General features: G+C 70.7%; 26 protein-coding genes and 4 pseudogenes. 18 read left to right on the top strand and 12 right to left on the bottom strand.

Annotation, left to right across the window (positions count from 1 at the left end):
* Positions 1-16: 16 nt before the first annotated feature.
* From ACFWIS_RS34815 to hutI, 3 genes are read left to right on the top strand one after another with little or no spacing between them, the layout of a single operon-like run.
* On the top strand, positions 17-1,198 hold the full coding sequence (locus tag ACFWIS_RS34815; RefSeq protein WP_380461354.1) for an allantoate amidohydrolase: 1,182 nt from the start codon (positions 17-19) through the stop codon (positions 1,196-1,198).
* Positions 1,189-2,550: a formimidoylglutamate deiminase gene (locus tag ACFWIS_RS34810; protein ID WP_380461328.1), complete on the top strand. Its 1,362-nt coding sequence runs from the start codon at positions 1,189-1,191 to the stop codon at positions 2,548-2,550. The genes ACFWIS_RS34815 and ACFWIS_RS34810 overlap by 10 nt, the downstream gene beginning before the upstream one ends.
* A gap of 33 nt (positions 2,551-2,583) precedes the next feature.
* Positions 2,584-3,759: an imidazolonepropionase gene (gene hutI, locus ACFWIS_RS34805; RefSeq protein WP_380461329.1), complete on the top strand. Its 1,176-nt coding sequence runs from the start codon at positions 2,584-2,586 to the stop codon at positions 3,757-3,759.
* Positions 3,760-3,817: 58 nt separating this feature from the next.
* Here hutI and ACFWIS_RS34800 read toward each other — a convergent pair whose 3' ends face one another.
* Positions 3,818-4,015: a DUF397 domain-containing protein gene (locus ACFWIS_RS34800; protein WP_380461330.1), complete on the bottom strand. Its 198-nt coding sequence runs from the start codon at positions 4,013-4,015 to the stop codon at positions 3,818-3,820.
* Entirely contained in the window at positions 4,008-4,874 is an 867-nt protein-coding gene (locus ACFWIS_RS34795; RefSeq protein ID WP_380461331.1) for a helix-turn-helix domain-containing protein, read from the bottom strand. The genes ACFWIS_RS34800 and ACFWIS_RS34795 overlap by 8 nt, the downstream gene beginning before the upstream one ends.
* Before the next feature lie 258 nt (positions 4,875-5,132).
* Between ACFWIS_RS34795 and ACFWIS_RS34790 the strand changes: the two genes are divergently transcribed.
* From ACFWIS_RS34790 to ACFWIS_RS34775, 4 genes are all read left to right on the top strand, one after another.
* Entirely contained in the window at positions 5,133-5,495 is a 363-nt protein-coding gene (locus ACFWIS_RS34790) for an ATP-binding protein (RefSeq protein ID WP_380461332.1), read from the top strand.
* Positions 5,492-5,743, top strand: coding sequence for a hypothetical protein (locus ACFWIS_RS34785; protein WP_380461333.1), 252 nt, complete (start codon positions 5,492-5,494; stop codon positions 5,741-5,743). The genes ACFWIS_RS34790 and ACFWIS_RS34785 overlap by 4 nt, the downstream gene beginning before the upstream one ends.
* 233 nt (positions 5,744-5,976) lie before the next feature.
* Positions 5,977-6,555, top strand: a complete 579-nt coding sequence (locus tag ACFWIS_RS34780; RefSeq protein WP_380461334.1) for a TetR/AcrR family transcriptional regulator — start codon at positions 5,977-5,979, stop codon at positions 6,553-6,555.
* 84 nt (positions 6,556-6,639) lie between these two features.
* Complete coding sequence (locus tag ACFWIS_RS34775; protein ID WP_380461335.1) at positions 6,640-7,422, top strand: oxidoreductase; 783 nt, start codon at positions 6,640-6,642, stop codon at positions 7,420-7,422.
* Between the two features lie 106 nt (positions 7,423-7,528).
* Here ACFWIS_RS34775 and ACFWIS_RS34770 read toward each other — a convergent pair.
* The 4 genes and pseudogenes from ACFWIS_RS34770 to ACFWIS_RS34755 all read right to left on the bottom strand — a co-directional run.
* Positions 7,529-7,654, bottom strand: a pseudogene (locus tag ACFWIS_RS34770) (DNA mismatch repair protein MutT); the annotation flags it as partial.
* 33 nt (positions 7,655-7,687) lie between these two features.
* The gene (locus tag ACFWIS_RS34765; protein WP_380461336.1) at positions 7,688-8,536 is read right to left on the bottom strand and encodes a helix-turn-helix domain-containing protein; all 849 of its coding nucleotides are present in this window, start codon (positions 8,534-8,536) and stop codon (positions 7,688-7,690) included.
* Between the two features lie 14 nt (positions 8,537-8,550).
* The gene (locus tag ACFWIS_RS34760; RefSeq protein WP_380461337.1) at positions 8,551-9,066 is read right to left on the bottom strand and encodes a DUF6879 family protein; all 516 of its coding nucleotides are present in this window, start codon (positions 9,064-9,066) and stop codon (positions 8,551-8,553) included.
* Positions 9,038-9,292, bottom strand: a complete 255-nt coding sequence (locus tag ACFWIS_RS34755) for a hypothetical protein (protein WP_380461338.1) — start codon at positions 9,290-9,292, stop codon at positions 9,038-9,040. Before ACFWIS_RS34755 ends, ACFWIS_RS34760 begins: the two co-directional genes overlap by 29 nt.
* A gap of 214 nt (positions 9,293-9,506) precedes the next feature.
* Here ACFWIS_RS34755 and ACFWIS_RS34750 point away from each other — a divergent pair, with 214 nt between their 5' ends.
* Entirely contained in the window at positions 9,507-9,653 is a 147-nt protein-coding gene (locus ACFWIS_RS34750; RefSeq protein WP_380461339.1) for a hypothetical protein, read from the top strand.
* Positions 9,650-10,846, top strand: a complete 1,197-nt coding sequence (locus tag ACFWIS_RS34745; RefSeq protein ID WP_380461340.1) for a methyltransferase domain-containing protein — start codon at positions 9,650-9,652, stop codon at positions 10,844-10,846. Before ACFWIS_RS34750 ends, ACFWIS_RS34745 begins: the two co-directional genes overlap by 4 nt.
* Before the next feature lie 52 nt (positions 10,847-10,898).
* Here ACFWIS_RS34745 and ACFWIS_RS34740 read toward each other — a convergent pair whose 3' ends face one another.
* Both ACFWIS_RS34740 and ACFWIS_RS34735 read right to left on the bottom strand, forming a co-directional pair.
* Positions 10,899-12,953 carry a prolyl oligopeptidase family serine peptidase gene (locus tag ACFWIS_RS34740; RefSeq protein WP_380461341.1) on the bottom strand — a complete coding sequence of 685 codons (2,055 nt, stop codon included), beginning with the start codon at positions 12,951-12,953 and terminating at the stop codon, positions 10,899-10,901.
* Between the two features lie 128 nt (positions 12,954-13,081).
* Positions 13,082-14,590: a peptide MFS transporter gene (locus ACFWIS_RS34735; protein WP_380461342.1), complete on the bottom strand. Its 1,509-nt coding sequence runs from the start codon at positions 14,588-14,590 to the stop codon at positions 13,082-13,084.
* A 328-nt stretch (positions 14,591-14,918) separates the two neighbouring features.
* Between ACFWIS_RS34735 and ACFWIS_RS34730 the strand changes: the two genes are divergently transcribed.
* Both ACFWIS_RS34730 and ACFWIS_RS34725 read left to right on the top strand, forming a co-directional pair.
* Positions 14,919-15,593 (top strand): response regulator transcription factor, encoded by a 675-nt coding sequence (locus ACFWIS_RS34730; protein WP_030290974.1) that lies wholly within the window; start codon positions 14,919-14,921, stop codon positions 15,591-15,593.
* A gap of 63 nt (positions 15,594-15,656) precedes the next feature.
* Complete coding sequence (locus ACFWIS_RS34725) at positions 15,657-16,904, top strand: ATP-binding protein (protein ID WP_380461343.1); 1,248 nt, start codon at positions 15,657-15,659, stop codon at positions 16,902-16,904.
* Between the two features lie 42 nt (positions 16,905-16,946).
* On the opposite strand, the gene ACFWIS_RS34720 is transcribed toward ACFWIS_RS34725, so the two are convergent.
* Positions 16,947-17,531, bottom strand: a complete 585-nt coding sequence (locus ACFWIS_RS34720) for a GtrA family protein (protein ID WP_380461344.1) — start codon at positions 17,529-17,531, stop codon at positions 16,947-16,949.
* Positions 17,532-17,787: 256 nt separating this feature from the next.
* Between ACFWIS_RS34720 and ACFWIS_RS34715 the strand changes: the two genes are divergently transcribed.
* The 3 genes from ACFWIS_RS34715 to ACFWIS_RS34705 are packed head-to-tail and all read left to right on the top strand — an operon-like array spanning position 17,788 to position 20,687.
* On the top strand, positions 17,788-18,927 hold the full coding sequence (locus ACFWIS_RS34715; RefSeq protein WP_380461345.1) for a 5-(carboxyamino)imidazole ribonucleotide synthase: 1,140 nt from the start codon (positions 17,788-17,790) through the stop codon (positions 18,925-18,927).
* On the top strand, positions 18,924-19,448 hold the full coding sequence (gene purE, locus ACFWIS_RS34710; RefSeq protein ID WP_380461346.1) for a 5-(carboxyamino)imidazole ribonucleotide mutase: 525 nt from the start codon (positions 18,924-18,926) through the stop codon (positions 19,446-19,448). Before ACFWIS_RS34715 ends, purE begins: the two co-directional genes overlap by 4 nt.
* 33 nt (positions 19,449-19,481) lie before the next feature.
* Positions 19,482-20,687: a dipeptidase gene (locus ACFWIS_RS34705; RefSeq protein WP_380461347.1), complete on the top strand. Its 1,206-nt coding sequence runs from the start codon at positions 19,482-19,484 to the stop codon at positions 20,685-20,687.
* Between the two features lie 11 nt (positions 20,688-20,698).
* On the opposite strand, the pseudogene ACFWIS_RS34700 reads toward ACFWIS_RS34705, so the two are convergent.
* Positions 20,699-20,891, bottom strand: a pseudogene (locus ACFWIS_RS34700) (CoA-binding protein); the annotation flags it as partial.
* Between the two features lie 142 nt (positions 20,892-21,033).
* On the opposite strand from ACFWIS_RS34700, the gene ACFWIS_RS34695 reads away from it, so the two are divergent.
* Together ACFWIS_RS34695 and ACFWIS_RS34690 are read left to right on the top strand one after the other, a co-directional pair.
* Positions 21,034-21,459: a CoA-binding protein gene (locus ACFWIS_RS34695; protein ID WP_380461348.1), complete on the top strand. Its 426-nt coding sequence runs from the start codon at positions 21,034-21,036 to the stop codon at positions 21,457-21,459.
* A 291-nt stretch (positions 21,460-21,750) separates the two neighbouring features.
* Positions 21,751-22,101 (top strand): annotated as a pseudogene (locus tag ACFWIS_RS34690) (transposase); the annotation flags it as partial.
* Positions 22,102-22,120: 19 nt separating this feature from the next.
* On the opposite strand, the gene ACFWIS_RS34685 reads toward ACFWIS_RS34690, so the two are convergent.
* Positions 22,121-22,546, bottom strand: coding sequence for a hypothetical protein (locus ACFWIS_RS34685; RefSeq protein WP_380461349.1), 426 nt, complete (start codon positions 22,544-22,546; stop codon positions 22,121-22,123).
* 169 nt (positions 22,547-22,715) lie between these two features.
* On the opposite strand from ACFWIS_RS34685, the pseudogene ACFWIS_RS34680 reads away from it, so the two are divergent.
* Positions 22,716-23,045, top strand: a pseudogene (locus ACFWIS_RS34680) (hypothetical protein); the annotation flags it as partial.
* A gap of 163 nt (positions 23,046-23,208) precedes the next feature.
* On the opposite strand, the gene ACFWIS_RS34675 reads toward ACFWIS_RS34680, so the two are convergent.
* Positions 23,209-24,546 (bottom strand): UDP-glucose dehydrogenase family protein, encoded by a 1,338-nt coding sequence (locus ACFWIS_RS34675; RefSeq protein WP_380461350.1) that lies wholly within the window; start codon positions 24,544-24,546, stop codon positions 23,209-23,211.
* Between the two features lie 252 nt (positions 24,547-24,798).
* Between ACFWIS_RS34675 and ACFWIS_RS34670 the strand changes: the two genes are divergently transcribed.
* On the top strand, positions 24,799-25,004 hold a 206-nt coding region (locus tag ACFWIS_RS34670; RefSeq protein ID WP_380461351.1), incomplete at its 3' end, for an acyl-CoA dehydrogenase family protein.

The raw sequence follows: 25,004 nt of genomic DNA, 5'->3' as shown, positions 1-25,004 counted from the left end.
CTTGAGTTTCGAAGAGATGTGGGCGGAGCTGCTCCCCGTGGGCCGCTCCGCCGCCTCCGGCGGCTACCGCCGCTTCGCCTGGAACTCCGCCGACGCCGAGTGCCGCGCCTGGTTCGAGCAGCAGGCCCGCGACCGCGGTCTGACGTACGAGCTGGACCGCAACGGCAACCAGTGGGCCTGGCTGGGCGATCCGCACGGTCAGGGCGCGATCGTCACCGGCTCGCACCTGGACTCAGTCCCGGACGGCGGCGCCTACGACGGCCCGCTCGGGGTGGTCTCCTCCTTCGCCGCGCTGGACGAACTGCGGGCCCGCGGGAGCGAGTTCACCAAGCCGCTGGCGATCGTCAACTTCGGTGACGAGGAGGGCGCCCGGTTCGGCGTGGCCTGCATCGGCTCCCGGCTGACCGCCGGAGTGCTCTCCCGCGAGGCCGCGTACGAGCTGCGCGACGCCGACGGCCGGCGGCTGCCCGACGCGATGGAGAAGGCCGGCTACGACCCGACCGCGCTCGGCGCGGACGACGAGCGGCTGTCCCGGATCGGCGCCTTCGTCGAACTCCACGTCGAGCAGGGCCGCTGCCTCGCCCAGGGGCAGCCGGTCGGCGTGGCGGGCGCGATCTGGCCGCACGGCCGCTGGCGGTTCGACTTCCACGGCGAGGCCAACCACGCCGGGACCACCCGGATCGAGGACCGCCGCGACCCGATGCTGACCTACGCCAACACGGTGCTCGCCGCCCGCAAGAAGGCGAAGCTGGCGGGCGCGCTGGCCACCTTCGGCAAGGTCGCGGTCGAGCCCAACGGCACCAACGCGATCGCCTCGCTGGTGCGCGGCTGGCTGGACTCCCGGGCCGCCGACGAGCGCACCCTGACCGAACTGGTCGCCGAGATCGAGCGGGCCGCCGCCGAGCGCGGCGAGCGCGACGGCGTCCGGGTCGAGCTGACCCGCGAGTCCTACACCCCGGTGGTGGACTTCGACGGCCCGCTGCGCGACCGGCTCGCCAAGCTGCTGGACGCCCCGGTGCTGCCCACCGGCGCCGGACACGACGCCGGGATCCTGGCGTCCGCGATCCCCACCGCCATGCTGTTCGTGCGCAACCCCACCGGCGTCTCGCACTCCCCGGCCGAGCACGCCGAGGAGGCCGACTGCCTGGCCGGGGTCGCCGCCCTCGCCGACGTACTGGAGGACCTGGCGTGTCAGTGACCCCTTCGGCGACGTACTGGGCGCAGTACGCCTGGCTGCCGCACCACAACGGGCCGGTGGTCGAGCCGGACGTGCTGATCACCGTCGGTGCGGACGGCCGGATCGCCGCTGTGACGCCGGACAGCGGGCCCTGCCCGCCCGGCGCCGTCCGGCTGGACGGGCTGCTGCTGCCCGGCCAGGCGAACGCCCACTCGCACGCCTTCCACCGGGCGCTGCGCGGGCACGTCCAGGTCGGCTCCGGGACCTTCTGGACCTGGCGCGACACCATGTACCGGTTCGCCGGCGCGCTCGACCCGGACAGCTACCTGGCGCTCGCCACCGCCGTCTACGCCGAGATGGCGCTCGCCGGGATCAGCGCCGTCGGCGAGTTCCACTACCTGCACCACGCGCCCGGCGGCGCCCGCTACACCGACCCGAACGCGATGGGCGAGGCGCTGATCGAGGCCGCCGCCCGGGCCGGCATCCGGATCACCCTGCTGGACACCTGCTACCTGTCCTCGGGCTTCGGCGCCGAACCGACCCACCCGCAGCTGCGGTTCAGCGACGGCGACGCCGAGGCCTGGGCGGCCCGGGCGGACGCGCTCAAGCCGCGCGAGCACGCCCGGATCGGCGCCGCCATCCACTCCGTCCGGGCCGTCCCGGCCGAGCAGTTGGGCACCGTCGCGCACTGGTCGGCGATGCGCGGTGCGCCGCTGCACGTCCACCTGTCCGAGCAGACCGCCGAGAACGACGCCTGCCTCGCCGCGCACGGCGTCACCCCGACCCGGCTGCTCGCCGACCACGGCGCGCTCGGCCCGCGGACCTCGGCCGTGCACGCCACCCACCTGACCGACGAGGACGTCAAGCTCCTGGCGGACTCGGGGACGACCGTCTGCATGTGCCCCACCACCGAGCGGGACCTCGCCGACGGCATCGGCCCGGCCCGGCGACTCGCCTCGGCGGGCAGCCCGATCTCGCTGGGCAGCGACAGCCACGCGGTGATCGACCCGTGGGAGGAGGCGCGGGCGCTGGAACTGGACGAGCGGCTGCGGACCCGCACCCGCGGCCACTGGACGGCCAACGCGCTGCTGCGGGCCGGCGGCGAGGACGGACACGCCTCGCTCGGCTGGCCCGAGGCGGGCAGGATCGAGGCCGGGGCGCTCGCCGACTTCACGGTGATCGCGCTGGACTCGGTCCGTACGGCCGGGCCGCCGCCCCGGCTCGGCGCCGAGATCGCCGTCTTCGCGGCCTCGGCGGCGGACGTGCGGCACCTGGTGGTCGGCGGGCGGCACGTCGTCCGGGACGGCGTGCACCAGCTGGTGGCCGACGTGCCGGGGGCGCTGCGTTCCGCGATCGGCGCACTGGACTACTGAAATTTTGGCCAACTCCCTTCGGAAGGCGTTGTCTTGAGCACCAGGACCACCTTGATCACGGGCATCGGCAGCCTGGTCACCAACGACCCCGGTCACGGCACCGGGCCGCTCGGCCTGCTGACCGACGCGGCCGTGGTGGTCGACGGCGACACCGTCGCCTGGGTCGGCCCGGCCGCGCAGGCCCCGGCGGCGGACGAGCGCTTCGACGCCGGGGGCCGGGCGCTGCTGCCCGGCTTCGTCGACTCGCACGCCCACCTGGTGTTCGCGGGGGACCGTACGGCCGAGTTCAACGCCCGGATGTCCGGGCAGTCGTACTCGGCGGGCGGTATCCGGACGACGGTGGCGGCGACCAGGGCGGCGAGTGATGCCGAACTGGAGGCCAACCTGGCCGGGTTCGTCCGGGAGGCGCTGCGGCAGGGGACCACCACCATCGAGTGCAAGTCCGGGTACGGGCTGACGGTCGAGGACGAGGCTCGGGCGCTGCGGATCGCCGCCCAGTACACGCCGGAGACGACGTACCTGGGCGCGCACATCGTGGCGCCCGAGTACGCCGAGGACCCGGCGGGCTATGTGGACCTGGTGACCGGCGAGATGCTGGAGGCCTGTGCGCCGCACGCCCGTTGGGTGGACGTGTTCTGCGAGAAGGGCGCCTTCGACGGCGACCAGGCGCGGGCGGTGCTGACGGCGGGCATCGAGCGGGGGCTGACGCCCAGGGTGCACGCCAACCAGCTGACGTACGGGCCGGGGGTGCAGCTCGCGGTGGAGCTGGGGGCGGCCTCGGCGGACCACTGCACGCATCTGACCGATGAGGACGTGGCGGCGCTGGCGGGGTCGGCGACGGTGGCGACGCTGCTGCCGGGGGCGGAGTTCTCCACCCGGGCCGAGTACCCGAGCGGGCGGCGGCTGCTGGACGCGGGGGCGGTGGTGGCGCTGTCCACGGACTGCAACCCGGGCTCCAGCTTCACGAGTTCGATGGCGTTCTGCATCGCGGTCGCGGTGCGGGAGATGGGGATGACGCCGGACGAGGCGGTCTGGGCCGCCACAGCCGGGGGCGCCCACGCTCTGCGGCGCAGTGACGTCGGGTCGGTGGCGGTGGGGGCGCGGGCGGACCTGCTGCTGCTGGACGCCCCGTCGCACGTGCACCTGGCGTACCGCCCGGGCGTGCCGCTGACGGCGGCGGTCTGGCGCGCGGGCGTCCGCGAGGTCTGAGCCTTCGGACGACAGACGGCCCCCGCGCCCCCGGGGTGGCGGGCGCGGGGGCTCTTCGCTAGTTGGTGAGGTGGTCGAACTCGCCGGCCTTGGCGCCCTGGAGGAACACGGCGAACCTGGGCGAAGCCGTGCGGACGATGACGTCTCCCTCATCGGACTCGCGAAGTTCGATCAGCCCGTCGTCGACAGTGCGAACCTCGACGCAGTCAGCGTTGGAGCCGGAGTAACTGGACTTCTGCCAAAGAGAGTTAGACATACTTGCTTTCCATGTCTTTCTTGATGGATCGAATGAAATCTCGCGACTCGCCTACCGAGAGGGCAGCCGAGTCAATCTGGGCAAGTAGCGACCGGAACCGAGCTGTGTGGGCTGGTGCATCGAATAGAAAGTTGCCGACGCCCGAGTCCGCCTGGACCGTGTCGAGTTCCTGCACCGGTCCTTCGGCGTAGGTGAAGTTCTCGTTCGGGAGTGGGATCGTATCGGCGTCGAACAGGACGACTCGAACTGAGATATTGCGCTGCCCGGAAACATCCACCAGGGCGCCGAGTTGCTCAGCGTGGATCTTGGATCCACCGAACTGCATGCGCAGCGCCGCCTCATGGATGTAAGCGGTGAAGGGGGTCGCTTCGGACCGGACGATGTGTTGACGACGCAGGCGGAAGGCCGCTCTCAGATCGACCTCGTGACTCGGAAGCGGCGGATAGGAGCGGGCGAAGACGGCCGAGGCATAGTCGTTCGTCTGGAGCAGCCCGTGGATGAAGGCCATCGTGTAGGCCGAGAGCCCCCGTGCGTGGCCTTCGATCTCGGCGACCTCAAGGAAGTCCTGTGACAGGCGGCCGCGGTACTCCTCCCACCAGCCACCCTTGTCCCGGTCTGTGATGATCTCCGCCAAGGCTTCGATCAGGGGCTCGTTGACGCACATGCACAACGCCGCGATCGTGCGCAGGCGTTCGACGCTGATGCCGGTCTTGCCGCTCTCCATCTGCGTGACATGAGCGGGATTGATGCCCAGCGCACGGGCGAGTTGGCTGCCGCCAAGCCCCGCCTGCTCTCGCATCCTACGCAGCTCGGCGCCCAGCCGCAGTTGACGGAGGGTTGGGTTCGGTCGAAGCGCCATGGGGCCCTCTCTGCTGGTCGTGGGACCAGTCTGCCGCAGAGAGACTGCCACGTTAGAGGGAACTTCTCGCGCTCCGCCACAAATCTGTGGCGGAGCGCGCTATCGTCATTCTCAGCTCGATCCGACGGATCGTCAGTAATGCCTGCATCAAGGGCAGTAGGTGCCTGCTGCCCTCCGCGCGCCGCAGAGCAGCCACCCCGGCCTGGCTCACGGCGACGACCGTCGTTCCTTCACCCCTCTCCCCTCGTGGAGGTTCCCGTGTGCACCCGTAACACTCCCTCGCTCACCCTCTCCCGGCAGGCCCTGCGGGACGCCATGACCCGCAGCGGCTGGGACGCCGACGCGATCTTCAACGCCGAACTCGCCCTCTGCGAGCTCATCGTCAACGCCTGGCGGCACGCCGCCACCCCGGCCCCCGTCGTCTGGTTCTCCATCCTCGGCCCCACCCTCCGCGTCACCGTCTCCGACGAGAGCGACGCCCTCCCGCAGTCCCGCACTCCCGCCGGCCTCGCCGGGACCGGCCGTGGCCTCCAGCTCGTCGAGGGCCTCACCCACCGCTGGGGCGTCGACCCCCAGAAGCGCGGCAAGACCACCTGGTACGAGCTGGACGCCGCCTCGTGACCCGCGAACCCGTCGCCCCGGACGACCCCCGGATGCGCGACTACACCGAACCCCAGATCACCATCCTCCTGGGCGAGTTGCACCGCCGCGGCCTCCCGCACGGCCTCCTCTGGGGCTCCGCCGGCACCCCCGAGACCACCCTCGACGGCCGGATCCTCGTCGACTTCGGCAACGCCCCCGTCAGCACCCTCCTCAACCTCCTCCACCTCCTCCGCGACCTGGAGCGCGACGAACCGTGGCACCGGTGAACTTCTTCGTCGGCGCGGTCCTCCTCGCCCTCCTCGCCCTCGCCGTCACCACCGTCTCCCTCGGCGTCATCGCCACCCTCAAGATGCAACGCCCCGACGACGGCGACTGAACGCGCGAAGGCCCCCGCCCGGGACGGCGAGGGCCTCGCGGGCCCCCATGCGTTCCGCCGCGAACCGGGCTGGACGCCACTTTCTTTTGACCTCCAGGTCAAAAATGGTGTTACGGTGGAGCCATGGGCAGGCCGAAGGAGTTCGATCCGGACGAGGCGGTGGAGCGCGCCATGGGCGTGTTCTGGCGCAAGGGATACGCCGCGACGACGCCGCAGAACCTCGTGGACGGGATCGGCATCGGCAGGGGCAGTCTGTACAACACCTTCGGCAGTAAGCGCGCCTTGTTCGAGCGGGCGCTCAAGCGCTACCGCGACTCGCAGGCCGAGTGGCTGGAGGCGCTTCTCGATCACCCCGGTTCGGCGAAGGATCGACTGCGGGGTGCGCTGGAGGCGCTGATCGAGCTCGACCTGGGTGACCCGGATCGGCGCGGCTGCATGGCGGTCAACACCGCCGCCGAGTTGGCTACCTCGGACGCTGGAGCGAGGGACGCGGCGCGCAGGATGTTCGCGCGTACGGAGAGTGCGTTGCGGGCGACCGTTGAGGAAGGTCAGCGGGCCGGTGAGATCGCCGTTGGCCGCGACGCGGCGGCGGTGGCGGCCTGGTTGCTCGCGACGGTGATCGGCATGCGCGTGCTGGCGAAGACCGCCGAGGACGCAACGCAGTTGAGGCGGGTCGTGGACGCGGCGATCGGGTCGTTGTAGTCCGACGCCTGCCGGTCGGTGCTGTCTTCATTTTTTGCGGCCCAGTTTTGTACCTGCAATTCAAATATCTTCAAGGAGTCTGACATGGAGCTCGATCTCGCAGGGAAGACCGCAGTCGTCACCGGAGCCAGCCGAGGCGTGGGTCTCGCGATCACCCGGCAGCTCATCGCCGAGGGGGTCCGCGTGGTGGGTGCGGCCCGCACGATCACGGCCGAGCTGAAGGAGGCCGGGGCCCACCCGGTCGCGGTGGACCTGAGCACGCCGGAAGGCGCCGAGGAGTTGGGGGCGCAGGCGCTCGCGGAACTGGGTGGGGTGGACATCCTGGTCAACAACCTGGGCGGCGGCGACTCGTTCACCTTCGGCGGGTTCCTCGCGACCGACGACAACCTGTGGGCGCAGAGCTTCGAGGTCAACCTGTTCGGCACGGTCCGGGTCACCCGTCGACTGCTGCCGAGCCTCCTGGAGCGCCGCGGTTCGGTGGTGAACATCTCGTCGATGACCGCACGCCTGCCGGGCACGGGCCCGATCGAGTACGGCGCTGCCAAGGCGGGTCTCAACGCATTCGGCAAGGCGCTGTCCGAGGAGTTCGGCCCCCAGGGTGTACGGGTGAACACCGTCTCTCCCGGTCCGACGCGTACCGGCATATGGGAGGACGCCGACGGCTTCGGTGCCCGCCTCGCAGAGGCGAACGGTGTGGGGCACCGCGACTTCGTTGCCGGGGTGCCCGCGGCGATGGGCCTGACCACCGGCCGCATGGTCGAACCCGATGAGGTCGCGGCCGTCGTCGCGTTCCTCGTCTCGGACCGCGCGGCAAGCGTCACCGGCGCTGATTACGTCGTCGAGGGCGGCGGCATCAAGACCGTGTGAAACGACTGGCGCCGCTGGGGCGGTGAGGAGATGCCCGCCCCGTCTGAGTCCGGCGCAGGAAGCCGGCCCGGCCGACTTCCTGCGCGCTCGGGTTCTACTTGGGGGTGTTGCCGTCAGCCAGGACCTGGATCAGGATGCGTCCTTCGGGATCCGTTACGACCGCAGATGCTGCCACGACCACCCGGTTGAACTCGGGGGCGTCGGGACCGTCGTAGTACTCGGTCCGTGCCATATGATCAGCTCTCCCTCCCTGCACGCCGACGTATCAATCCAGGCAGGCCAAGGCGTTGGCGACGAGGGAACGCGCTGCGGCGCCGCGCGCTGCGCCCTGTGAGAGCCGATCAAAGGCGCGGGCATACAGATCGACCTGGCCGGGCTCCGTAAGCGTCGAGGCGGCATCCAGTGTGTCCGCATGGACCCTGGTGTCATCGAAGATCGTGAAGGTCGGCATGGGCCACACGGTCCGCTGCGCCGCGAACGGGATGATGCCCACAGCGACGTTCGGGAGATCCATGGCTTCGAGCAGGTGGCCCAGTTGTGCCGCCATGGCCTCGGCGTCGCACACGCGGTACCGCAGCACTGACTCCTCCAGGACGAACGAGAAGCGGTGCGCGCCGTTGTTCAGCACGGCGTTGCGCTTCATGCGGGCCGCCACGGCATCGTCCACGTCGTTCGGGGTTCCCCGAAAGTCCGCGATGGACGACAGCAGGGCGGCGGCGTATCTGGGTGTCTGGAGGAATCCGGGGATCACGTCGGAGACGTAGACCCGGAACGTCTTGGTCTGTCGGTACAGGTCCCCGGTGGACTCTTGCAGCCGACGTAGGCCGCTTCGCTGGAGTTGTCGCCACCGCACATGAGCGTCGGCGGACTGCCGATTGGCGGCGATCAGGTCGGGGACTTGGCCGTCGGCGTCACAGGCTCGGCACCAGGCCCTGATGTCGGCGTCAGAGGGAGGTGTTCTGGCGTTCTCGATCCGGGATGACTTCGATTCCGACCAGCCGCACTTGGCGGCCAGCTCCCGCCCGCTGATCCCCGCGTCCTTCCGGATCCCGCTCAGTCGGCCGGCAAGGGCCTCGCGGGCCTTCTGGACGCTTGGGGAGGGGTGCGCAGGCATGGAGCCGGCCTTAGTCAGATCTCGTACTGGTGATGCGGGACCGCTCGTTCCCAGACTGCTTCGAACGCACTGGCGCACAGCTCCACGGTCTCCGGGTCTGCCGTGATCTCGTCCTCGACCACGGCACCGTCGCCGGAGAAGTGGTGTACCCGAAGCAGTGCACCGTCGAAGAGCCAGAAGTCGTTTCCCGGCAGGGGGATGCTCGTGGCCCGTCGCCGAGGCAACCAGCGGACGTCCTCGCCCGCCGTGACGTTGGCGTGGGTGACGTAGTGCTCCCAGCGGATGTACTCGGACACGGGCTCGGACACGATCCGAGCCCGACGGATGATCACGCCCCGGGCCACGGTGTCCGCGACCAGCTGGTCGTAGGGGTGCCACCAGGCCTCACGGTCTTCCCAGTTGACCCGTTCACCGCGCTGCCACGCCTCGAAGCGTTCTGTCGGGGCGTATGAGTCCCGCAGTTCCAGATGGACGGCGGACCGGCAGCACTGTTCAAGCAGTTCAGCGAAGTTGGGCACGCTCGATGACATCACACGCCTCCCTGATCATGGGCACCATTCGGGCTGGAAGCCTGACGATGGACTCGTCGCCGGGCACCGGGCCGTTCGCGGGGCTGCTCCCCTCGCAGTCCGCCTGAGTCTGGGGGTGCGGGTTCCATCCCTGGAAGAGGATCTCCTGAGCCACCGGGTCCACCCACACGGTGGGGCAGTGGTCCCGATCGGTGTTGGGGTCGATGCCAACGAACTCCACGGCCATGGCCGGCTCCCTGGTCTAGGCGCTTGCTCGGGCTTGCACAAGCTTGTCCAAGCAGCTGATACGTAGTCAATATATGGATTTGACCGATTCGTTGGCGTGCAAGCTCATGCAAGTTCGTAGAGATCGGCGCCTCATCGTCCGTAACGTCGCTCATGCCGATGAGGCGGATGGCAGAGGGTTTCCTCGGTCGGACCACCAGCGGAAGGGGAAGAACATGGGCAAGCGCGGAGGCGGGTCCGGCGACGGCAAGGGCGGCGGGCAGCAGGATGACAGCAACAAGGGTGCCGGGCACGGCGGTGGCGGGTCCGACGAGGGTGGCAACACCTCCGACGGCTCGTCCCCGGCGGGCGGCGGCAAGTGACTGGCGAATCGCGCAAGGAGGCGAGCCCCCAGGGGCTCGCCTCCGCGCTGGTGGCCGACGGCGTACTGTCCTCGGACTGGCTTCCCTCCTTCAACGCCGTACCCCGTGAACTGTTCGTCCCGGACCGTATCTGGCCGGGCATCGCGGACGGCACGCGACAGAACCCCGTGGTGTACCGGTCGCAGGACCCCGGCTCATGGCGGCGGGCGGTCTACTCGGACATCCCGTTGACCACGCAGTGGGATGACGGGGAGCACGCTGGCGACGGACTCGGCACAACCCCGACTTCGTCCAACTCCATGCCCACCATGGTGTTCTCGATGCTCCGGGACCTCGATGTGCGCCCGGGGGACAGGGTGCTGGAGGTCGGTGCCGGCACGGGCTGGAACGCGGGCCTGCTGGCCCACCGCCTGGGGAACCTCAACGTGGTGACGGTCGAGTACGATCCGGACGTCGCCCGCGGTGCTCGCGCGAACCTGGAGCGGGCCGGACTCGCGCCGACTGTCGTAGAGGGCGACGGACAGCAGGGCTGGCCGGACGGCGCTCCGTACGACCGGATCATCGCCACCTGCCCCCTGCTGGAGATCCCGCCCGCATGGCTGGCCCAGACGGCGCCCGGCGGGATCATCGTGGCGCCGTTCGGCACCGAGTACGGCGGCGAGCAGATCGTCCGGCTGACCGTCAATGACGACGGCACCAGCGGCAGCGGCCGGTTCACCCGGAGCTCGGCGTTCATGCGGCTGCGCCAACAGCGTACGGACCGGCCGCCCTTCGAGGACTACCTCCACGGGCAGGAGTGGCCCGCCGACGCGGTGAGGTCCACCACGACGCTCGCCCCGCCGGACACCGGCGGGTGGTTCGAGCAGTTCGTCATCGGTGCGGCCGTCCCCGGCGCCTTCTGGCGGGCGGAGCGCTACGACGACGGCGCGTACACCCTCTGGCTCTACAGCCGGGACACCCGATCCTGGGCGTCCGCCGACTACCAGCGGGGCCGCACCGAGTACGAGGTGTACCAGTCCGGCCCCCGGAGCCTCTGGGACGAGGTGGAGGCCGCCTGGCGCTGGTGGGAAGACCAGGGCCGCCCCGGCTTCGGCCGCTTCGGCCTCACGGCCACCCCGGACGCCCACACCGTCTGGCTCGACTCCCCGGAGAACCCGGTGCCCGAACGCGTCGCAAGGGGAGACCAAGGGTGACCCGGCGCAGGAAGTCGGCCGGGCCGACTTCCTGCGCGTTCAGGGGCCCTGCTCAGGTCACGGCCAACGACCCGCGCAGGAAGTGCAGTTCGTGCAGCAGCAGGTTCTCAGCCGTTGCCTCGTCGGTCGGCCGGTGGCCGGCGCCGCGCAGGGGGAGGACCTCGTGCGGGCGGCCGGCGGCGAGGAGGGCGGCGGAGAGCCGCAGGGTGTGGACGGGGAAGACGTTGTCGTCGGCGAGGCCCTGGACCAGCAGGAGGGGGCGGCTCAGGTTCGGGGCCTCGGTGATCAGGTCGCAGGAGGCGTAGTGCTCGGGGTGCTCGTCCGGGTGGCCGAGGAATCGTTCCTGCCAGTGGGTGTCGTAGAGCCGGTGGTCGGTGGGCGCGGCCCCGGCCGAGGCGGCGTGGAAGACGTCCGGGCGGCGCAGCACGGCGAGGGCGGCGAGGTAGCCGCCGTAGGACCAGCCGCGGATGGCGACCCGGTCGAGGTCGAGCAGGCCGGGCCGCAGCCGGGCGGTCTCCTGCAAGCTCTCGATCTGGTCCTCCAGGGCGGGACCGGCCTTGTCGCCCCAGATGGACTTCTCCCACAGCGGCCCGCGCCCCGGGGTGCCGCGGCCGTCCACCACCAGCACCGCGAAGCCCTGGTCGGCGAACCACTGGGACACCTGCTCGTGCCAGGCCCCGCCGGTGGTGACCTTCTGCATGGCCGGCCCGGCGTACGGGTCGAGCAGCACGGGCAGCGGGCCGTCGCCGGGGCGGTGGCCGGTGGGCAGGAAGAGGTGGGCGCGCAGTTCGCGCGGGCCGAGGCGGAGCGGCTCGGGGCGGGCGTCGACGGTGGGCGGCTCGGCGTACGAGGCGAGCGGGAGAGGCGGACGGCCCTCACGAAGGACGGTGGTGCGGGTGCCGTTGGTGAGCACCAGCGTGCCGCCCCGCTCCAGCCCGCTGTGCACGCCGGGGCCGCTGCTCAACTTCCTTGTGCCGACGCTCGGTTCGTACGTCCACAGGTGGGTGTCGGTCGGCTCGTCGGAGGCGGTGAACAGCACCCGCTCGCCTTCTGCGCCGACGACCGCCCGCAGGTGCAGCCCGGCCGGGGAGACAGGTGCGCCGTCGACGGTCAGGTGGCGGGTGCCGTCGAGATCGGCGGTGTCGACCAGCGCTCCGCCCGCCGTCCGGACCGGCAGCCCGGGCAGCAGTTCGACCCAGTGCGGGTCGGTGCGCTCGGCGAGTACCCGGGTGGCGCCGTCCGCCCCGATCGCCAGGGTGCGGACGGTCCGCTGGTCGCGGCTCTGCACGGCGGCGTACGGGCCGTGGCCGTCCCAGCCGACGGCGGTCACGTACTCGAACGCGGCGCGGTCCCACCGGACCTCCGTGCGGTGGCCGTCGAGGCCGAGCAGCCAGAGGGTGACCTCGGCGTTGGCGGTGCCGGCCAGCGGGTAGCGGATGGTGCGCGGGGGCTGCTGCGGGTCGGCGGGGTCGGCGAGGTACCAGCGGGTGACCGGTCGGTCGTCGACCCGGGCGACCAGCAGTCCGGTGCCGTCGGGGGACCACCAGTGGCCGCGGTCGCGGTACATCTCCCCGGCGGCGACGTACTCGGCCAGGCCGTAGCCGACGTCCTCGGCCTCGGGCTCGGCGAGGGCGCGGTCGCGGTCGCCACCCGTGCCGCCCGTGCCGTCGGTGTCGCCCGTGCCGCCCGTGCCGTCGGTGTCGACCACCCGCAGGGCGCCGCCGCTGACGTAGGCGATCCGGCGGCCGGTCGGGTCGAGGCGGGGGTCCTCCGGGGCGCCGGCGGAGGAGACCGGCCGTACCGAACCCGAGGCGGTGTCGGCCAGCCACAGCGTGCCGTCGAGTGCGAAGGCGGCCCGGGAGCCCGAGGCGTCGGTGGAGTACGCGGCGATGCCGCCGGAGGCACCGAGCGCGGCCGGGTCGGCGACCAGCCGTTCCGCGCCGGTCGCGGTGTCCAGCGCCCAGAGGCAGGTGATCGGGTCGGTGCCGCCCCGGCTGCGCAGGAACAGGACGGTGGCGCCGTCGGCGGTGGGCTGCGGCTGGACGGGGGCGCCCAGGGTGAACCGCCGGGTGCGGGCGAGCTGCCGGGGCAGTGAGTCGGTGGTCATGGCGGGGACCATAGGCACCCCCGCCCGGGCCCGTCGAGGCGGTAAGACGGCAGTGAGGGCGGAAAACGCCCGGGGCCGCCGTGGATCTCAGGAATCCACGGCGGCCCCGGAACTTCACCGGGCGGACGTCAGTGCACGTCGCCCATGAGCTTGACGACCTTCTTGCGGTACATCGCCAGCGCGATGCCCGCGACGATCGCCATGACGCCCTGGACCGCGAAGTACGCGGTGCTGCCGACCACCTTGTCGCCCAGCACCAGCTGGAAGATGGCGGCGACGCAGTCACCCGCGGTGACGGCGAGGAACCAGACGCCCATCATCTGGCTGGCGTACTTGGTCGGCGCCAGCTTGGTGGTGACGGACAGGCCGACCGGGGAGAGGGTGAGCTCGCCGACGGTCTGGACCAGGTAGACCATGGCCAGCCACAGCGGGGTGACCTTGGTGTCGCCGGAGGCGGAGGCCATCGCCAGCATCATGACGATGAAGGAGGCGCCGATCATCAGCAGGCCGAAGGCGAACTTCATGGTGGTGCTGGGGTTCTTCGACCGGCGGGCCAGCGCGACCCAGATCCAGGCGAAGACCGGGGCCAGCGCCATGATGTACAGCGGGTTGAGCGACTGGAACCAGCTGGACGGGAAGTTGAACCCGAACAGCGTGGACGCGGTGTGCTCGTCGGCGAAGATGTTCAGCGTCGAGCCGGACTGGTCGTAGATCATCCAGAACACGGCGGCGGCGATGAAGAACCAGATGTAGCCGCTCATCTTGGACTGCTCGTTGGCGTCGAGGTCCTTGTCGCGCTTCACCTTGGTGAAGACCAGGACCGGGATCGCCAGGCCCGCGATGGACAGCGGCCAGATCGCCCAGTTGATGGTGAAGTGGCCGGTGGCGGCGACGACCCCGTAGAAGACGGCGGCGATGGCCAGCCAGATGCCCGCCTTGGTGAAGATCTTCCGCTTCTCGTCCGGGGTGATCGGCGAGGTGACGAGGTTGCTCTTCGGGCTCAGGTGGCGGGTGCCCAGCAGGAACTGGCCCAGGCCGAGGGCCATGCCGACACCGGCGAGGGCGAAGCCCAGGTGCCAGTTGACGCTCTGGCCGACGGTGCCGATGACCAGCGGGGCCGCGAAGGCACCGAGGTTGATGCCCATGTAGAAGACGGTGAAGCCACCGTCGCGGCGCGGGTCGTTCGGGCCGTCGTAGAGGTGGCCGACCATCGTCGAGATGTTGGCCTTGAGCAGGCCGGAGCCGACCGCGATGAACGCGAGGCCGACGAAGAACGACGCGCTGAAGGGGACCGCCAGCAGGAAGTGGCCGATCATGATGATCGTGCCGCCGACCGCGACGGTCTTGCGGGCGCCGAGGAAGCGGTCAGCGATCCAGCCGCCCGGGAGGGCCAGCAGGTAGACCATGGCCGTGTAAACGCTGTACACGGCGGCGGCGACGGCCGTCTTCATGGCCAGGCCGCCGTCGGCGACGGAAGCGGTCATGTAGAGCACCAGCAGGGCGCGCATGCCGTAGTAGCTGAAGCGCTCCCACATCTCGCTCATGAAGAGAGTGGCGAGTCCCCGGGGATGGCCGAGGAAGGTCTTGCCGCCAGGAGTGGCCGACGTGATGCCGGTGTCCAGGGTCGTAGACGCCATGAGTAGTGGTTCCTTGCCTGATCGCGTCCGCCTAGGGGGGTGGCGGCGGACGAACTTGAACCACTCTACGTGGCGATATTTGGCGTTATCAGATGACAAAAGCCACGAATCAGGTATGGGAATGGCAAAGTTCGGGGCAGATCTTCCCGGCGTATCCATGGTAGGCGGGCATCTCTCCCTTAGGTTTCAAGATCCAAGTGGAGATTCTTCGCCGAACGACCGGTAGACGACGCCCCGTTGACCCCGGATGGCCCCTTGTATAACGATCACGCTCTGTGAACTACCTCACAGGGCGTACGGCCATACCCGAGCGGACTACCATCACCACATGACCTGTGTGCTGCTCGCCGAGGACGATCCGGCGATCTCCGAACCGCTCGCCCGGGCCCTGCGACGCGAGGGCTATGAGGTGCTCGTCCGCGAGGACGGTCCGACCGCACTCGCCGCCGGCCTCACCGAGGAGGTCGATCTCGTCGTCCTCGACCTCGGCCTGCCCGAGATGGACGGCCTCGAGGTCTGCCGCCGTCTGCGCGCCGACGGCAAGAGCTGCCCCGTACTGGTGCTCACCGCCCGTGCCGACGAGGTGGACACCGTGGTCGGCCTGGACGCCGGCGCCGACGACTACGTCACCAAGCCCTTCCGCCTGGCCGAACTGCTCGCCCGCGTCCGGGCCCTGCTCCGGCGCGGCAACGTCGACCAGCTCACCACCGGCGCGCACGGGGTGAAGATCGACATCGAGTCCCACCGCGCCTGGCTCGGCGAGGAGGAGCTGACCCTCTCCGCCAAGGAGTTCGAGCTGCTGCGCGTCCTGGTCCGCGACGCCGGCCGGGTGGTCACCCGCGAGGAGATCATGCGGCAGGTCTGGGACACCACCTGGTGGACCTCGACCAAGACCCTGGACATGCACATCTCCTGGCTCCGCAAGAAGCTCGGCGACGACGCGGCGAACCCGCGCTACATCGCCACCGTGCGCGGAGTCGGGTTCCGGTTCGAGAAGAATTAGCCCCGTACGGAGATCGAGGCCGGGCGGCGGCCGATGAAGCGGAACACCTCGGGGAGCAGCAGCGTGAAACGCCGGATGATCAACTCGCTGCTGGTCGTCGTCCTGGTGGTCGTCGTGGTGTTCTGCGTGCCGCTCGCCCTCGTCGAGAAGCGCACCATCGTCAACTCGGCCCAGGATCGGGTCGACGCGACCGCCGTTCGGGTGCTCGCCCTCGTCGAGAGCCGGCTCACCGCCGGTGAGTCGGTCAAGGAGGGGCGCGTCTTCGAGAGCCAGGTCACCGAGGGCAGCTACGTCGAGGTGCAGATCCCCGGCCAGCCCGTGCTCTCGGCCGGCGACCGCCCGGCCGGGAACCACCTGCTGAAGGCCGTCGAGCACGGCATCAGCGGTGAGATCGTCACCGTCGAGCAGTCCCGCGAGGACGTCGACCACGAGATCGCCAACAACCTGCTGCTGCTCGGCGTGGTCGCCCTGCTGGCCATCCAGGCCGCCGTGGCGCTCGCCGTCTGGCAGGCCAAACGGCTCGCCCGGCCGCTCACCGACCTCGCCGAGACCGCCGAACGGCTCGGCTCCGGTGACCCGCGCCCGCGCGACCGCCGGTACGGGGTGCCCGAACTGGACCGGATCGCCGAGGTGCTGGACACCAGCGCCGAGCGGATCGCCAGGATGCTCACCGCCGAACGCCGGCTCGCCGCCGACGCCTCCCACCAGCTGCGCACCCCGCTCACCGCGCTGTCGATGCGGCTGGAGGAGATCACCGCCCTCGCCGAGGAGCCGGAGACCGTCAAGGAGGAGGCGACCATCGCCCTCCAGCAGGTCGAGCGGCTCACCGACGTCGTCCAGCGGCTGCTGACCACCCAGCGCGACCCGCGCAGTCCCACGGCCGTCGCCTTCGACCTGGACGAGGTGATCAAGCAGCAGGTGGAGGAGTGGGGCCCGACGCTGCGCGAGCGGGGCCGGGTGCTGTCCCTGGAAGGCCTGCACGGGGTCACCGCGGTCGGCACCCCGGGCACGGTGGCCCAGGTGCTCGCCACCCTGATCGAGAACTCGCTGATGCACGGCGCCGGGACGATCACCCTGCGGGTGCGGCCCTCCGGCACCTCGGTGGTGGTGGAGGTCCAGGACCAGGGCGCCGGGGTGCCCGCCGACCTCGGCAACCGGGTGTTCGAGCGGGCGGTCAGCGGCCGCAACTCCACCGGCATCGGCCTGGCCGTCGCCCGTGACCTCGCGGAGGCGGACGGCGGGCGGCTGGAGCTGCTCTCGCTGAAGCCCGCGGTGTTCGCGCTCTTCCTCGGCCGCAGCCACGACGACTGACGGCCGGGGGCGCGGCGGCCGGACGAACGGGCCGGAACGCCGCTACTCGGCCTTGGCGTAGCGGATCTGCTCGGCGGCCAGCATCAGCTCGGCCTGGGCGGCCAGCTCCTGGCCGCTGGCGCCGTCGACGGCCTCGGCGGCCAGTGCGGCCGGTGCGGTCTGGGCGGTCGGCTCGGGCTCCGGGAGGGCCTTGAACACCCAGGTGCGGTACGAGATGAACCGGAACACGGTGGCGATGGCGAGGCCGACCACCTTGGCGCCGATCTGCTCGTAGCTCGTGTCCAGGCCGAGCACGTACCGGGAGAAGCCGAGCACGCCGGTCTCGATCAGCATGCCGATGCCGCTGAACACCAGGAACAGCGTGATCTCCCGCTTGCGGGAGGCGGCGTCGCGGTCCCGGTACAGCCAGTAGCGGTAGCCCAGGTAGTTGGTGGCGATCGCGATCACCGTGGCGACGACGTTGGACCGCAGTGAGGCCAGGCCCATCCCGTTGAGGCAGACCCAGAACACGGCGAAGTTGACCACCACGCCGCTCAGGCCGACGATGCCGAACTTCACGACTTCGCCGGAAAACCCACTCGACACCTTCTGCAGGAGCGAGGGGTTCGAAGCTGCGGTCGTCGCCATACCGGGTGGCCTCCATGTACCTACGGGAAAAGGGTGTCCCACTGGGCCGGGGGCACCCCTTGAGCCCTGCGTGCACGCACATGATCCGACCGCGCGGACGAGGACCTAGCCGTCCAGGCTACCTGCTTCCACCGAACGGCTCAGCCGTACTACCCCGGGGTTGACATCTACGCGCGTCCACTACTCACGGCCCCACCTCGGCTCCAAGGCCCCCCACCGGCCCGGATATCCTGGCCGGGTGACTTCCCCGGGCAATGTGAATTTTCCAGTGGTGGGCATGATCGGCGGCGGGCAGCTGGCCCGCATGGCACACCAGGCGGGCATCCCGCTCGGGGTCAGGTTCAAGCTCCTCGCCGACACCCCCCAGGACTCCGCCGCACAGGTGGTCTCCGACGTCGTCCTCGGTGACTACCGCGACCTCGACACCCTGCGCCGCTTCGCGGCCGGCTGCGACGTGATCACCTTCGACCACGAGCACGTCCCCACCGAGCACCTGCGGGCCCTGGAGGCCGACGGCATCGCCGTCCGCCCCGGCCCGGAGGCGCTGGTCAACGCCCAGGACAAGGGCGTGATGCGGGCCAAGCTCGACTCCGTCGGGGTGCCCTGCCCCCGGCACCGGATCGTCGCCGACCCGGCCGACGTCACCGCCTTCGCGAACGAGGGCGCGGGCTACCCGGTCGTGCTGAAGACCGTCCGCGGCGGCTACGACGGCAAGGGCGTCTGGGTCGTCGACGACGAGCAGGAGGCCCAGGCCCCGTTCCTGGCCGGCGTCCCGGTGCTGGCCGAGGAGAAGGTCGACTTCGTCCGCGAGCTGGCCGCCAACGTGGTCCGCTCGCCCAGCGGCCAGGCCGTCGCCTACCCGGTGGTCGAGAGCGTCCAGGAGAACGGCGTCTGCGCCGAGGTCACCGCCCCCGCGCCGGACCTCGACCCGGCCCTGTCCGACGAGGCCCAGCAGCTCGCCCTGCGGATCGCCGGCGACCTCGGCATCGTCGGCCACCTCGCCGTCGAGCTGTTCCAGACCCGGGACGGCCGGATCCTGGTCAACGAGCTGGCCATGCGCCCGCACAACTCCGGGCACTGGACCCAGGACGGTGCGGTCACCTCGCAGTTCGAGAACCACCTGCGGGCCGTCCTCGACCTCCCGCTCGGCGACCCCCGGCCGCGCGCCAAGTGGACCGTCATGGTCAACGTCCTCGGCGGCGACTACCCGGACATGTACCACGCCTTCCTGCACTGCATGGCCCGCGACCCCGGGCTGCGGATCCACATGTACGGGAAGGACGTGAAGCCCGGCCGCAAGGTCGGCCACGTCAACGTCTTCGGGGACGACCTCGACGACGTCCGCGAGCGCGCCCGCCACGCGGCCGCCTACCTGCGAGGAACGATCACCGAATGACCTCTCCTGTCGTTGGCATCGTGATGGGCTCGGACTCCGACTGGCCGGTCATGGAGGCCGCCGCCCAGGCCCTGGACGAGTTCGAGATCCCCTACGAGGTGGACGTCGTCTCCGCCCACCGGATGCCCCGCGAGATGGTCGCGTACGGCGAGAACGCCCACCGGCGCGGCCTGAAGGCGATCATCGCGGGCGCCGGCGGCGCCGCCCACCTGCCGGGCATGCTCGCCTCCGTCACCCCGCTGCCGGTCATCGGCGTGCCCGTGCCGCTGCGCTACCTGGACGGCATGGACAGCCTGCTGTCGATCGTCCAGATGCCGGCCGGCGTCCCGGTGGCCACCGTCTCGGTGGCCGGCGCGCGCAACGCCGGCCTGCTCGCGGTGCGGATGCTCGCGGCCTTCGACCCGGAGCTCGCCGAGAAGATGACCGACTTCCAGGCCGAGCTGAACAACCAGGCCACCGAGAAGGGCAAGAAGCTCCGGGCCAAGGTGGCCGGCTCCTCCTCCTTCGGCTTCGGCAAGTGAGCCCGTCCGGCGGGGTGGGGTAGAACAGCCCGTATGACCTCCGACTCCCTCACCCCGCTGGACCGCGCCCGCGCCCTGCTGCGCACCGCCCCCGTGGTGGACGGCCACAACGACCTCCCCTGGGCGATGCGCGAGCAGGTCGGCTACGACCTCACAGCGCTCGACCTCACCACCGACCAGGCCGGCCGCCTGCACACCGACTTCGCCCGCCTCGCGGAGGGCGGGGTCGGCGCGCAGTTCTGGTCCGTCTACGTGCCGACCGCGCTGACCGGGGACCACGCGGTGAGCGCCACCCTGGAACAGATCGACTTCGTCCGCACCCTGGTCGAGCGCTACCCAGACCGGCTGCGCCTGGCCCGTACCGCCGCCGACGTCGAGGCCGCCCGCGCCGACGGCCGGATCGCCTCGCTGATGGGCGCCGAGGGCGGCCACTCGATCGACTGCTCGCTGGCCACCCTGCGCGCCCTGTACGAGCTGGGCGTGCGCTACCTGACGCTCACCCACAACGACAACGTGCCGTGGGCCGACTCCGCGACCGACAAGCCGGTGGCCGGCGGGCTGACCCGGTTCGGCGAAGAGGTCGTCCGGGAGATGAACCGGCTGGGCATGCTGGTCGACCTCTCGCACGTCTCCGCCGACACCATGCGGGACGCCCTGCGGGTCACCGAGGCGCCGGTCGTCTTCTCGCACTCCTCCGCGCGCGCGATCTGCGACCACCCGCGCAACATCCCGGACGACGTGCTCGCCCAGCTGCCCGCCAACGGCGGCATCGCGATGGCCACCTTCGTGCCGAAGTTCATCCTCCCCGCCGCCGTCGAGTGGACCCTGTCCGCCGACGAGAACATGCGCGCCCACGGCTTCCACCCGCTGGACACCACCCCGCCGGCCATGGAGCGCCAGCACGCCTACGAGGCCGCCAACCCGCGCCCGATCGCCACCCCGGCCACCGTCGCCGACCACCTCGACCACATGCGCGAGGTCGCCGGCATCGACCACATCGGCATCGGCGGCGACTTCGACGGCACCGCCTTCCTGCCGGACGGCCTGGACTCGGTGGCCGGCTACCCCAACCTGGTCGCCGAACTCCTCGGCCGCCACTGGTCGGAGGCCGACCTGGCCAAGCTCACCTGGCACAACGCCGTCCGCGTCCTGCGCGACGCCGAGTCGGTCGCCGCCACGCTGCGCACCAGCCGCCGGCCGTCCATCGCGACCATCGCCCAGCTCGACGGCACCGCCTGAGTCAGGGCCCCTCAGCCGAGCCGCGGGATCTCGATGGCCGGGCACCGGTCCATCACCATCGAGACCCCGGCGGCCCGGGTCCGCCCGTACGCGGCCTCGTCGACGACCCCGAGCTGGAACCACCGCCTTCGCCCCGATCGCCACCGCCTGGTCCGCCACCTCCCCGGCCAGCGCGCTGTTCACGAACACGGCCACCACGTCGACCGGGACGGTTACTCCGGGTGCCATCCGGTTTCACATCGACCTGGCGGGCTGACCAGCGCGGGTGTCGGCAGGGAATGGCCGGGGGAGCGGTGGCGCTGGGGGTGAGGTGAGTTCTCGGCACCCGGCTACGAGGAGGCAGGGCATGTACGGCGACCCGGAGACGGTCCGGAAGATCCTCACCGAACTGGGCGACACCTGGGCCGTCGTGGGCCTCTCGTCCAACCAGCGACGAGCGGCCTACGGCGTCGCCGAGGTGCTCCAGCGCTTCGGCAAGCGGATCGTACCGGTGCACCCGAAGGCGGAGACGGTGCACGGGGAGAAGGGGTACGCGTCCCTCGCGGACATCCCCTTCGAGGTCGACGTCGTGGACGTCTTCGTCCGGTCCGACCTCGCCGGCGAGGTCGCGGACGAGGCGGCCGCCATCGGCGCCAGGGCCGTCTGGTTCCAGCTCGGCGTGATCGACGACGCCGCGTACGAGCGGGCGAGGGCAGCCGGGCTCGCCATGGTGATGGACAAGTGCCCCGCCATCGAGATTCCTCGCCTCGGCCTGGCTGGCAGGTTCAGCTAGATCCCGAAGTCTTGAGGGCCGCCAGTTGTGTCCCAACTGGCGGCCCTCGGCGTGCCAAGGTTCAGCTGTTGCCCAGCAGAGCTAGGTGCGCGGCGGCGGACTTCGAGAGGCTGTCGAGGATCGCCGTGCCCCTTGGGGGCGCTGCCGAGGGAGGGCTGGCCGATGATTCCGTTGTCCGTGTAGCCGGCCATGCCCAGGGTGAGCAGGTGCGGGCGCTCGGGAGCGGAGTGGTCGTCCTGCTCGATGCCGTTACGGACAAGGTGCGGGGCGACGTGAAAGATACGGGTTCCCGGGCCCGTCGGCCGTCCTCGCACCCGGCCCGACGCGGTGGCCGGGGGCAAGGCTTACTCGTCCCGCGGCAACCGCTCCCACCTGCGCGAACGCCGGATCAAGGCGGTCATCCCCGAGAAGAAGGACCAGACCGCCAACTAGAAGAAGAAAGGCAGCAGGGGCGGCCGGCCCGTCAGCCACGACGTCGACCTCTACAAGGAACGCAACACCGTCGAGCGCCTGATCAACAAGCTGAAGGCCTGGCGAGGCATCGCCACCCGGTATGACAAGACTCCGGAAAGTTACCTCGCCGGCCTCCACCTCCGTGGCCCGATGATCTGGATCAAAGACCTCGCCCGGACCGCCTCTTGATCGCAATCCAATACGCGCCCTAGGAGGTGGCCGGTTCCCTGCTGCTGGTGAAGTGCGAGAACGCGATGGTGTACACCTCTCCGTTGGTAACTCGCACGATGCACGCGTTGTACATGTTGATGGACAACACCACGTCGCCCCGGTAGTCCAGGGACAGTAGGTTGAGGACGTGAGCCCTCTTCCCGCATCCAGCCAGGTTGTCGATTTGTTGTGAACGATTCGGACCGCGAGTCACATTGACCGAGTTCTGGGTCAGGTCGGCAACGTTGAGGTCGTACTCCTGGAAGACCCCGTTGGTCGCCAGTTCGAAGAAGGGGCCGGAGCCGCCGATTGAGTGGGGACTGGCCGAGGCTGCCGGGCCGCTGGCGAGCAGTCCGCCGACGGCCATCACCGCCGCGGCGATGCCGCTGATGCGGCGGGAGCGGGTTCGGGTGGAACGGTTCATGCAGGGCTCTCCTGAGACAGCGTCACATAGGCGGCTGGCGCCAGCTATTCATGACCATGGAAAGGATGCTCGGTGTGACGCTGTCCGCGGGCGGCCGGTTCCCTCGTCGGTGATCAGCTCGTGCTGCGCCTCCAGCATCTGGCGGGCCCGTCGGCCGCACCGGCACCAGCGCCCGGCCGACGCCGTCGCCGGGGACGAGACCTGTTCGTCCCGCGGCAGCCGGTCTCGCCTGCGCAGACGTGACATCAAGGCCGCGGTTGCGGAGAAGAGGGGTCAGGCCGCCAACCGGAAGAAGAAGGGCGACAAAGGCAGTCGGCCGGTCGGTCATGGCGCCGCGCTCTCCAGGGAACGCAACGCCGTCGAGCAGCTGATCAACAAGCTGAAGGCCTGGCGAGGCATCGCCACCCGGTATGACAAGACGCCCGAGAGCTACCCCGCAGGCCTCCGCCTCCGCGCCTCAGTGATCTGGATCATGATCCTCACCCGAGCAACCCGCTGATCACGACTCGATACGTGCCCTAAAGGTAATCCCGGGCCAGCAGGAAGGCCTCAGACGGTGGTGGAGCGGTTTTGGCCGGTGTCCTGTCTGGTTTGGGGTCGGGCATGATCGGGGGGCCGGTCGGAACGCGTTCAACGCCCGAGGTGGCCGTGGCCCCGGTGGGTCAGCTCGGGCGGCCCAGGGCGCGGTACGTCCAGCCGGCCGCGCGCCAGGCGTCGGCGTCGAGGACGTTGCGGCCGTCGAGGAGGCGGCGCTCGGCCACCACGGCGCCCAGCTCGGCCGGGTCGAGCTTGCGGAACTCCGCCCACTCGGTGAGGTGGAGCACGACGTGGGCGCCCTCGGCGGCCTCCAGGGCCGAGTCGGCGTACGCCAGCGAGGGGAACATCCGGCGGGCGTTGTCCACGGCCTTCGGGTCGTAGACGGTGACCTGGGCGCCCTGGAGCTGGATCTGGGCGGCCACGTTGAGGGCGGGGGAGTCCCGGATGTCGTCCGAGTCGGGTTTGAAGGCGGCCCCGAGGACGGCGACCCGGCGGCCCAGGAAGCCGCCGCCGCACTGCTCGCGGGCAAGCTCGACCATCCGGGAGCGGCGCCGCATGTTGATCGAGTCGACCTCGCGCAGGAAGGTCAGCGCCTGGTCGGCGCCGAGCTCGCCGGCCCGGGCCATGAACGCGCGGATGTCCTTGGGCAGGCAGCCACCGCCGAAGCCGAGGCCCGAGTTGAGGAACTTGCGGCCGATCCGCTCGTCGTGGCCGAGCGCGGTGGAGAGCAGCGTGACGTCCGCCCCGGCCGCCTCGCAGACCTCGGCCATCGCGTTGATGAAGGAGATCTTGGTGGCCAGGAAGGAGTTGGCGGCGGCCTTCACCAGCTCGGCGGTCGCGTAGTCGGTGACCAGGAACGGCACCCCGGCCGCGATCGGCTCCGCGTACACCTCGCGCAGCAGCCGCTCGGCCCGCTCGCTCTGGGTGCCGACCACGATCCGGTCCGGCCGCAGGGTGTCCTGGACGGCGAAGCCCTCGCGCAGGAACTCCGGGTTCCAGGCGAGTTCGGCCTCCGCGCCGACCGGCGCCAGCGCGGCCAGCCGCTCGGCCAGCCGGGCCGCCGAACCGACCGGCACGGTGGACTTGCCGACCACCAGGGCCGGTCGGGTCAGGTGCGGCGCGAGTTCGTCGATCGCGGTGTCCACGTACGACATGTCGGCGGCGAACTCGCCCTTGCGCTGCGGGGTGTTGACGCACACGAAGTGGACGTCGCCGAACTCGGCGGCCTCCTTGGCGGAGGTGGTGAAGCGCAGCCGCCCGGTCGAGCCCTCGTGCCCGGCCACGTGCTTGAGCAACAGCTCGGACAGGCCCGGCTCGTACATCGGGACGCGGCCGGCGGTGAGGGTGGCGATCTTCTCGGGATCGATGTCCAGACCCAGCACCTCGAAGCCGAACTCGGCCATCGCGGCGGCATGCGTGGCGCCGAGGTAGCCGGTGCCGATCACGGAGATGCGGAGGGTCACGGGTTCCCCTTGAGTCGCGGGTTCGACCAGTAGAAGTGCCCCTGATGCTATCCGTCCCGGTCGGGTCGTCCGGGATCGCCCGTACTCGGAGGGATTCCGCCCGGGCTCCCGGGGCGCGCCGCGGGCGGCCCCGAGGACGCTAGGCAGCCGCAGGTCGGAGCCCTAGGATCTCTACTGAACGGTAGTTAACCGCGATTCGACTCGGACCAGGCGTCCATCGGACGTCGGTCACTGGACGACGAGGCAGGCATCATGGCGGGCAGCGCAGGGGCGGCTGACTTCGATCTCTTCCGTATCTCCGAGGAGCACGAGATGCTCCGTGAGGCGGTGCGTTCGCTGGCCGAGGCGAAGATCGCTCCGTTCGCGGCGGAGGTGGACGAGCAGGGGCGGTTCCCGCAGGAGGCGTTGGACGCGCTGACGGGCAACGATCTGCATGCGGTGCACGTGCCGGAGGTGTA

The sequence above is a fragment of the Kitasatospora sp. NPDC127060 genome, from assembly GCF_042724935.1.
GTDB lineage: Bacteria > Actinomycetota > Actinomycetes > Streptomycetales > Streptomycetaceae > Kitasatospora.
Note: the sequence above shows the minus strand (reverse complement) of the source record. Positions and strands in the feature narration are given on the sequence as shown.

Coding starts and splice junctions, on each gene's coding strand:
- ACFWIS_RS34760 (WP_380461337.1), bottom strand. CDS start 9,066: ATGTCATCGAGCGTGCCCAACTTCGCTGAACTGCTTGAACAGTGCTGC.
- ACFWIS_RS34815 (WP_380461354.1), top strand. CDS start 17: ATGTGGGCGGAGCTGCTCCCCGTGGGCCGCTCCGCCGCCTCCGGCGGC.
- ACFWIS_RS34695 (WP_380461348.1), top strand. CDS start 21,034: ATGTACGGCGACCCGGAGACGGTCCGGAAGATCCTCACCGAACTGGGC.
- ACFWIS_RS34730 (WP_030290974.1), top strand. CDS start 14,919: ATGACCTGTGTGCTGCTCGCCGAGGACGATCCGGCGATCTCCGAACCG.
- ACFWIS_RS34780 (WP_380461334.1), top strand. CDS start 5,977: ATGGGCAGGCCGAAGGAGTTCGATCCGGACGAGGCGGTGGAGCGCGCC.
- purE (WP_380461346.1), top strand. CDS start 18,924: ATGACCTCTCCTGTCGTTGGCATCGTGATGGGCTCGGACTCCGACTGG.
- ACFWIS_RS34740 (WP_380461341.1), bottom strand. CDS start 12,953: ATGACCACCGACTCACTGCCCCGGCAGCTCGCCCGCACCCGGCGGTTC.
- ACFWIS_RS34720 (WP_380461344.1), bottom strand. CDS start 17,531: ATGGCGACGACCGCAGCTTCGAACCCCTCGCTCCTGCAGAAGGTGTCG.
- ACFWIS_RS34800 (WP_380461330.1), bottom strand. CDS start 4,015: ATGTCTAACTCTCTTTGGCAGAAGTCCAGTTACTCCGGCTCCAACGCT.
- ACFWIS_RS34705 (WP_380461347.1), top strand. CDS start 19,482: ATGACCTCCGACTCCCTCACCCCGCTGGACCGCGCCCGCGCCCTGCTG.
- ACFWIS_RS34775 (WP_380461335.1), top strand. CDS start 6,640: ATGGAGCTCGATCTCGCAGGGAAGACCGCAGTCGTCACCGGAGCCAGC.
- ACFWIS_RS34755 (WP_380461338.1), bottom strand. CDS start 9,292: ATGGCCGTGGAGTTCGTTGGCATCGACCCCAACACCGATCGGGACCAC.
- ACFWIS_RS34795 (WP_380461331.1), bottom strand. CDS start 4,874: ATGGCGCTTCGACCGAACCCAACCCTCCGTCAACTGCGGCTGGGCGCC.
- ACFWIS_RS34750 (WP_380461339.1), top strand. CDS start 9,507: ATGGGCAAGCGCGGAGGCGGGTCCGGCGACGGCAAGGGCGGCGGGCAG.
- ACFWIS_RS34735 (WP_380461342.1), bottom strand. CDS start 14,590: ATGGCGTCTACGACCCTGGACACCGGCATCACGTCGGCCACTCCTGGC.
- ACFWIS_RS34685 (WP_380461349.1), bottom strand. CDS start 22,546: ATGAACCGTTCCACCCGAACCCGCTCCCGCCGCATCAGCGGCATCGCC.
- ACFWIS_RS34765 (WP_380461336.1), bottom strand. CDS start 8,536: ATGCCTGCGCACCCCTCCCCAAGCGTCCAGAAGGCCCGCGAGGCCCTT.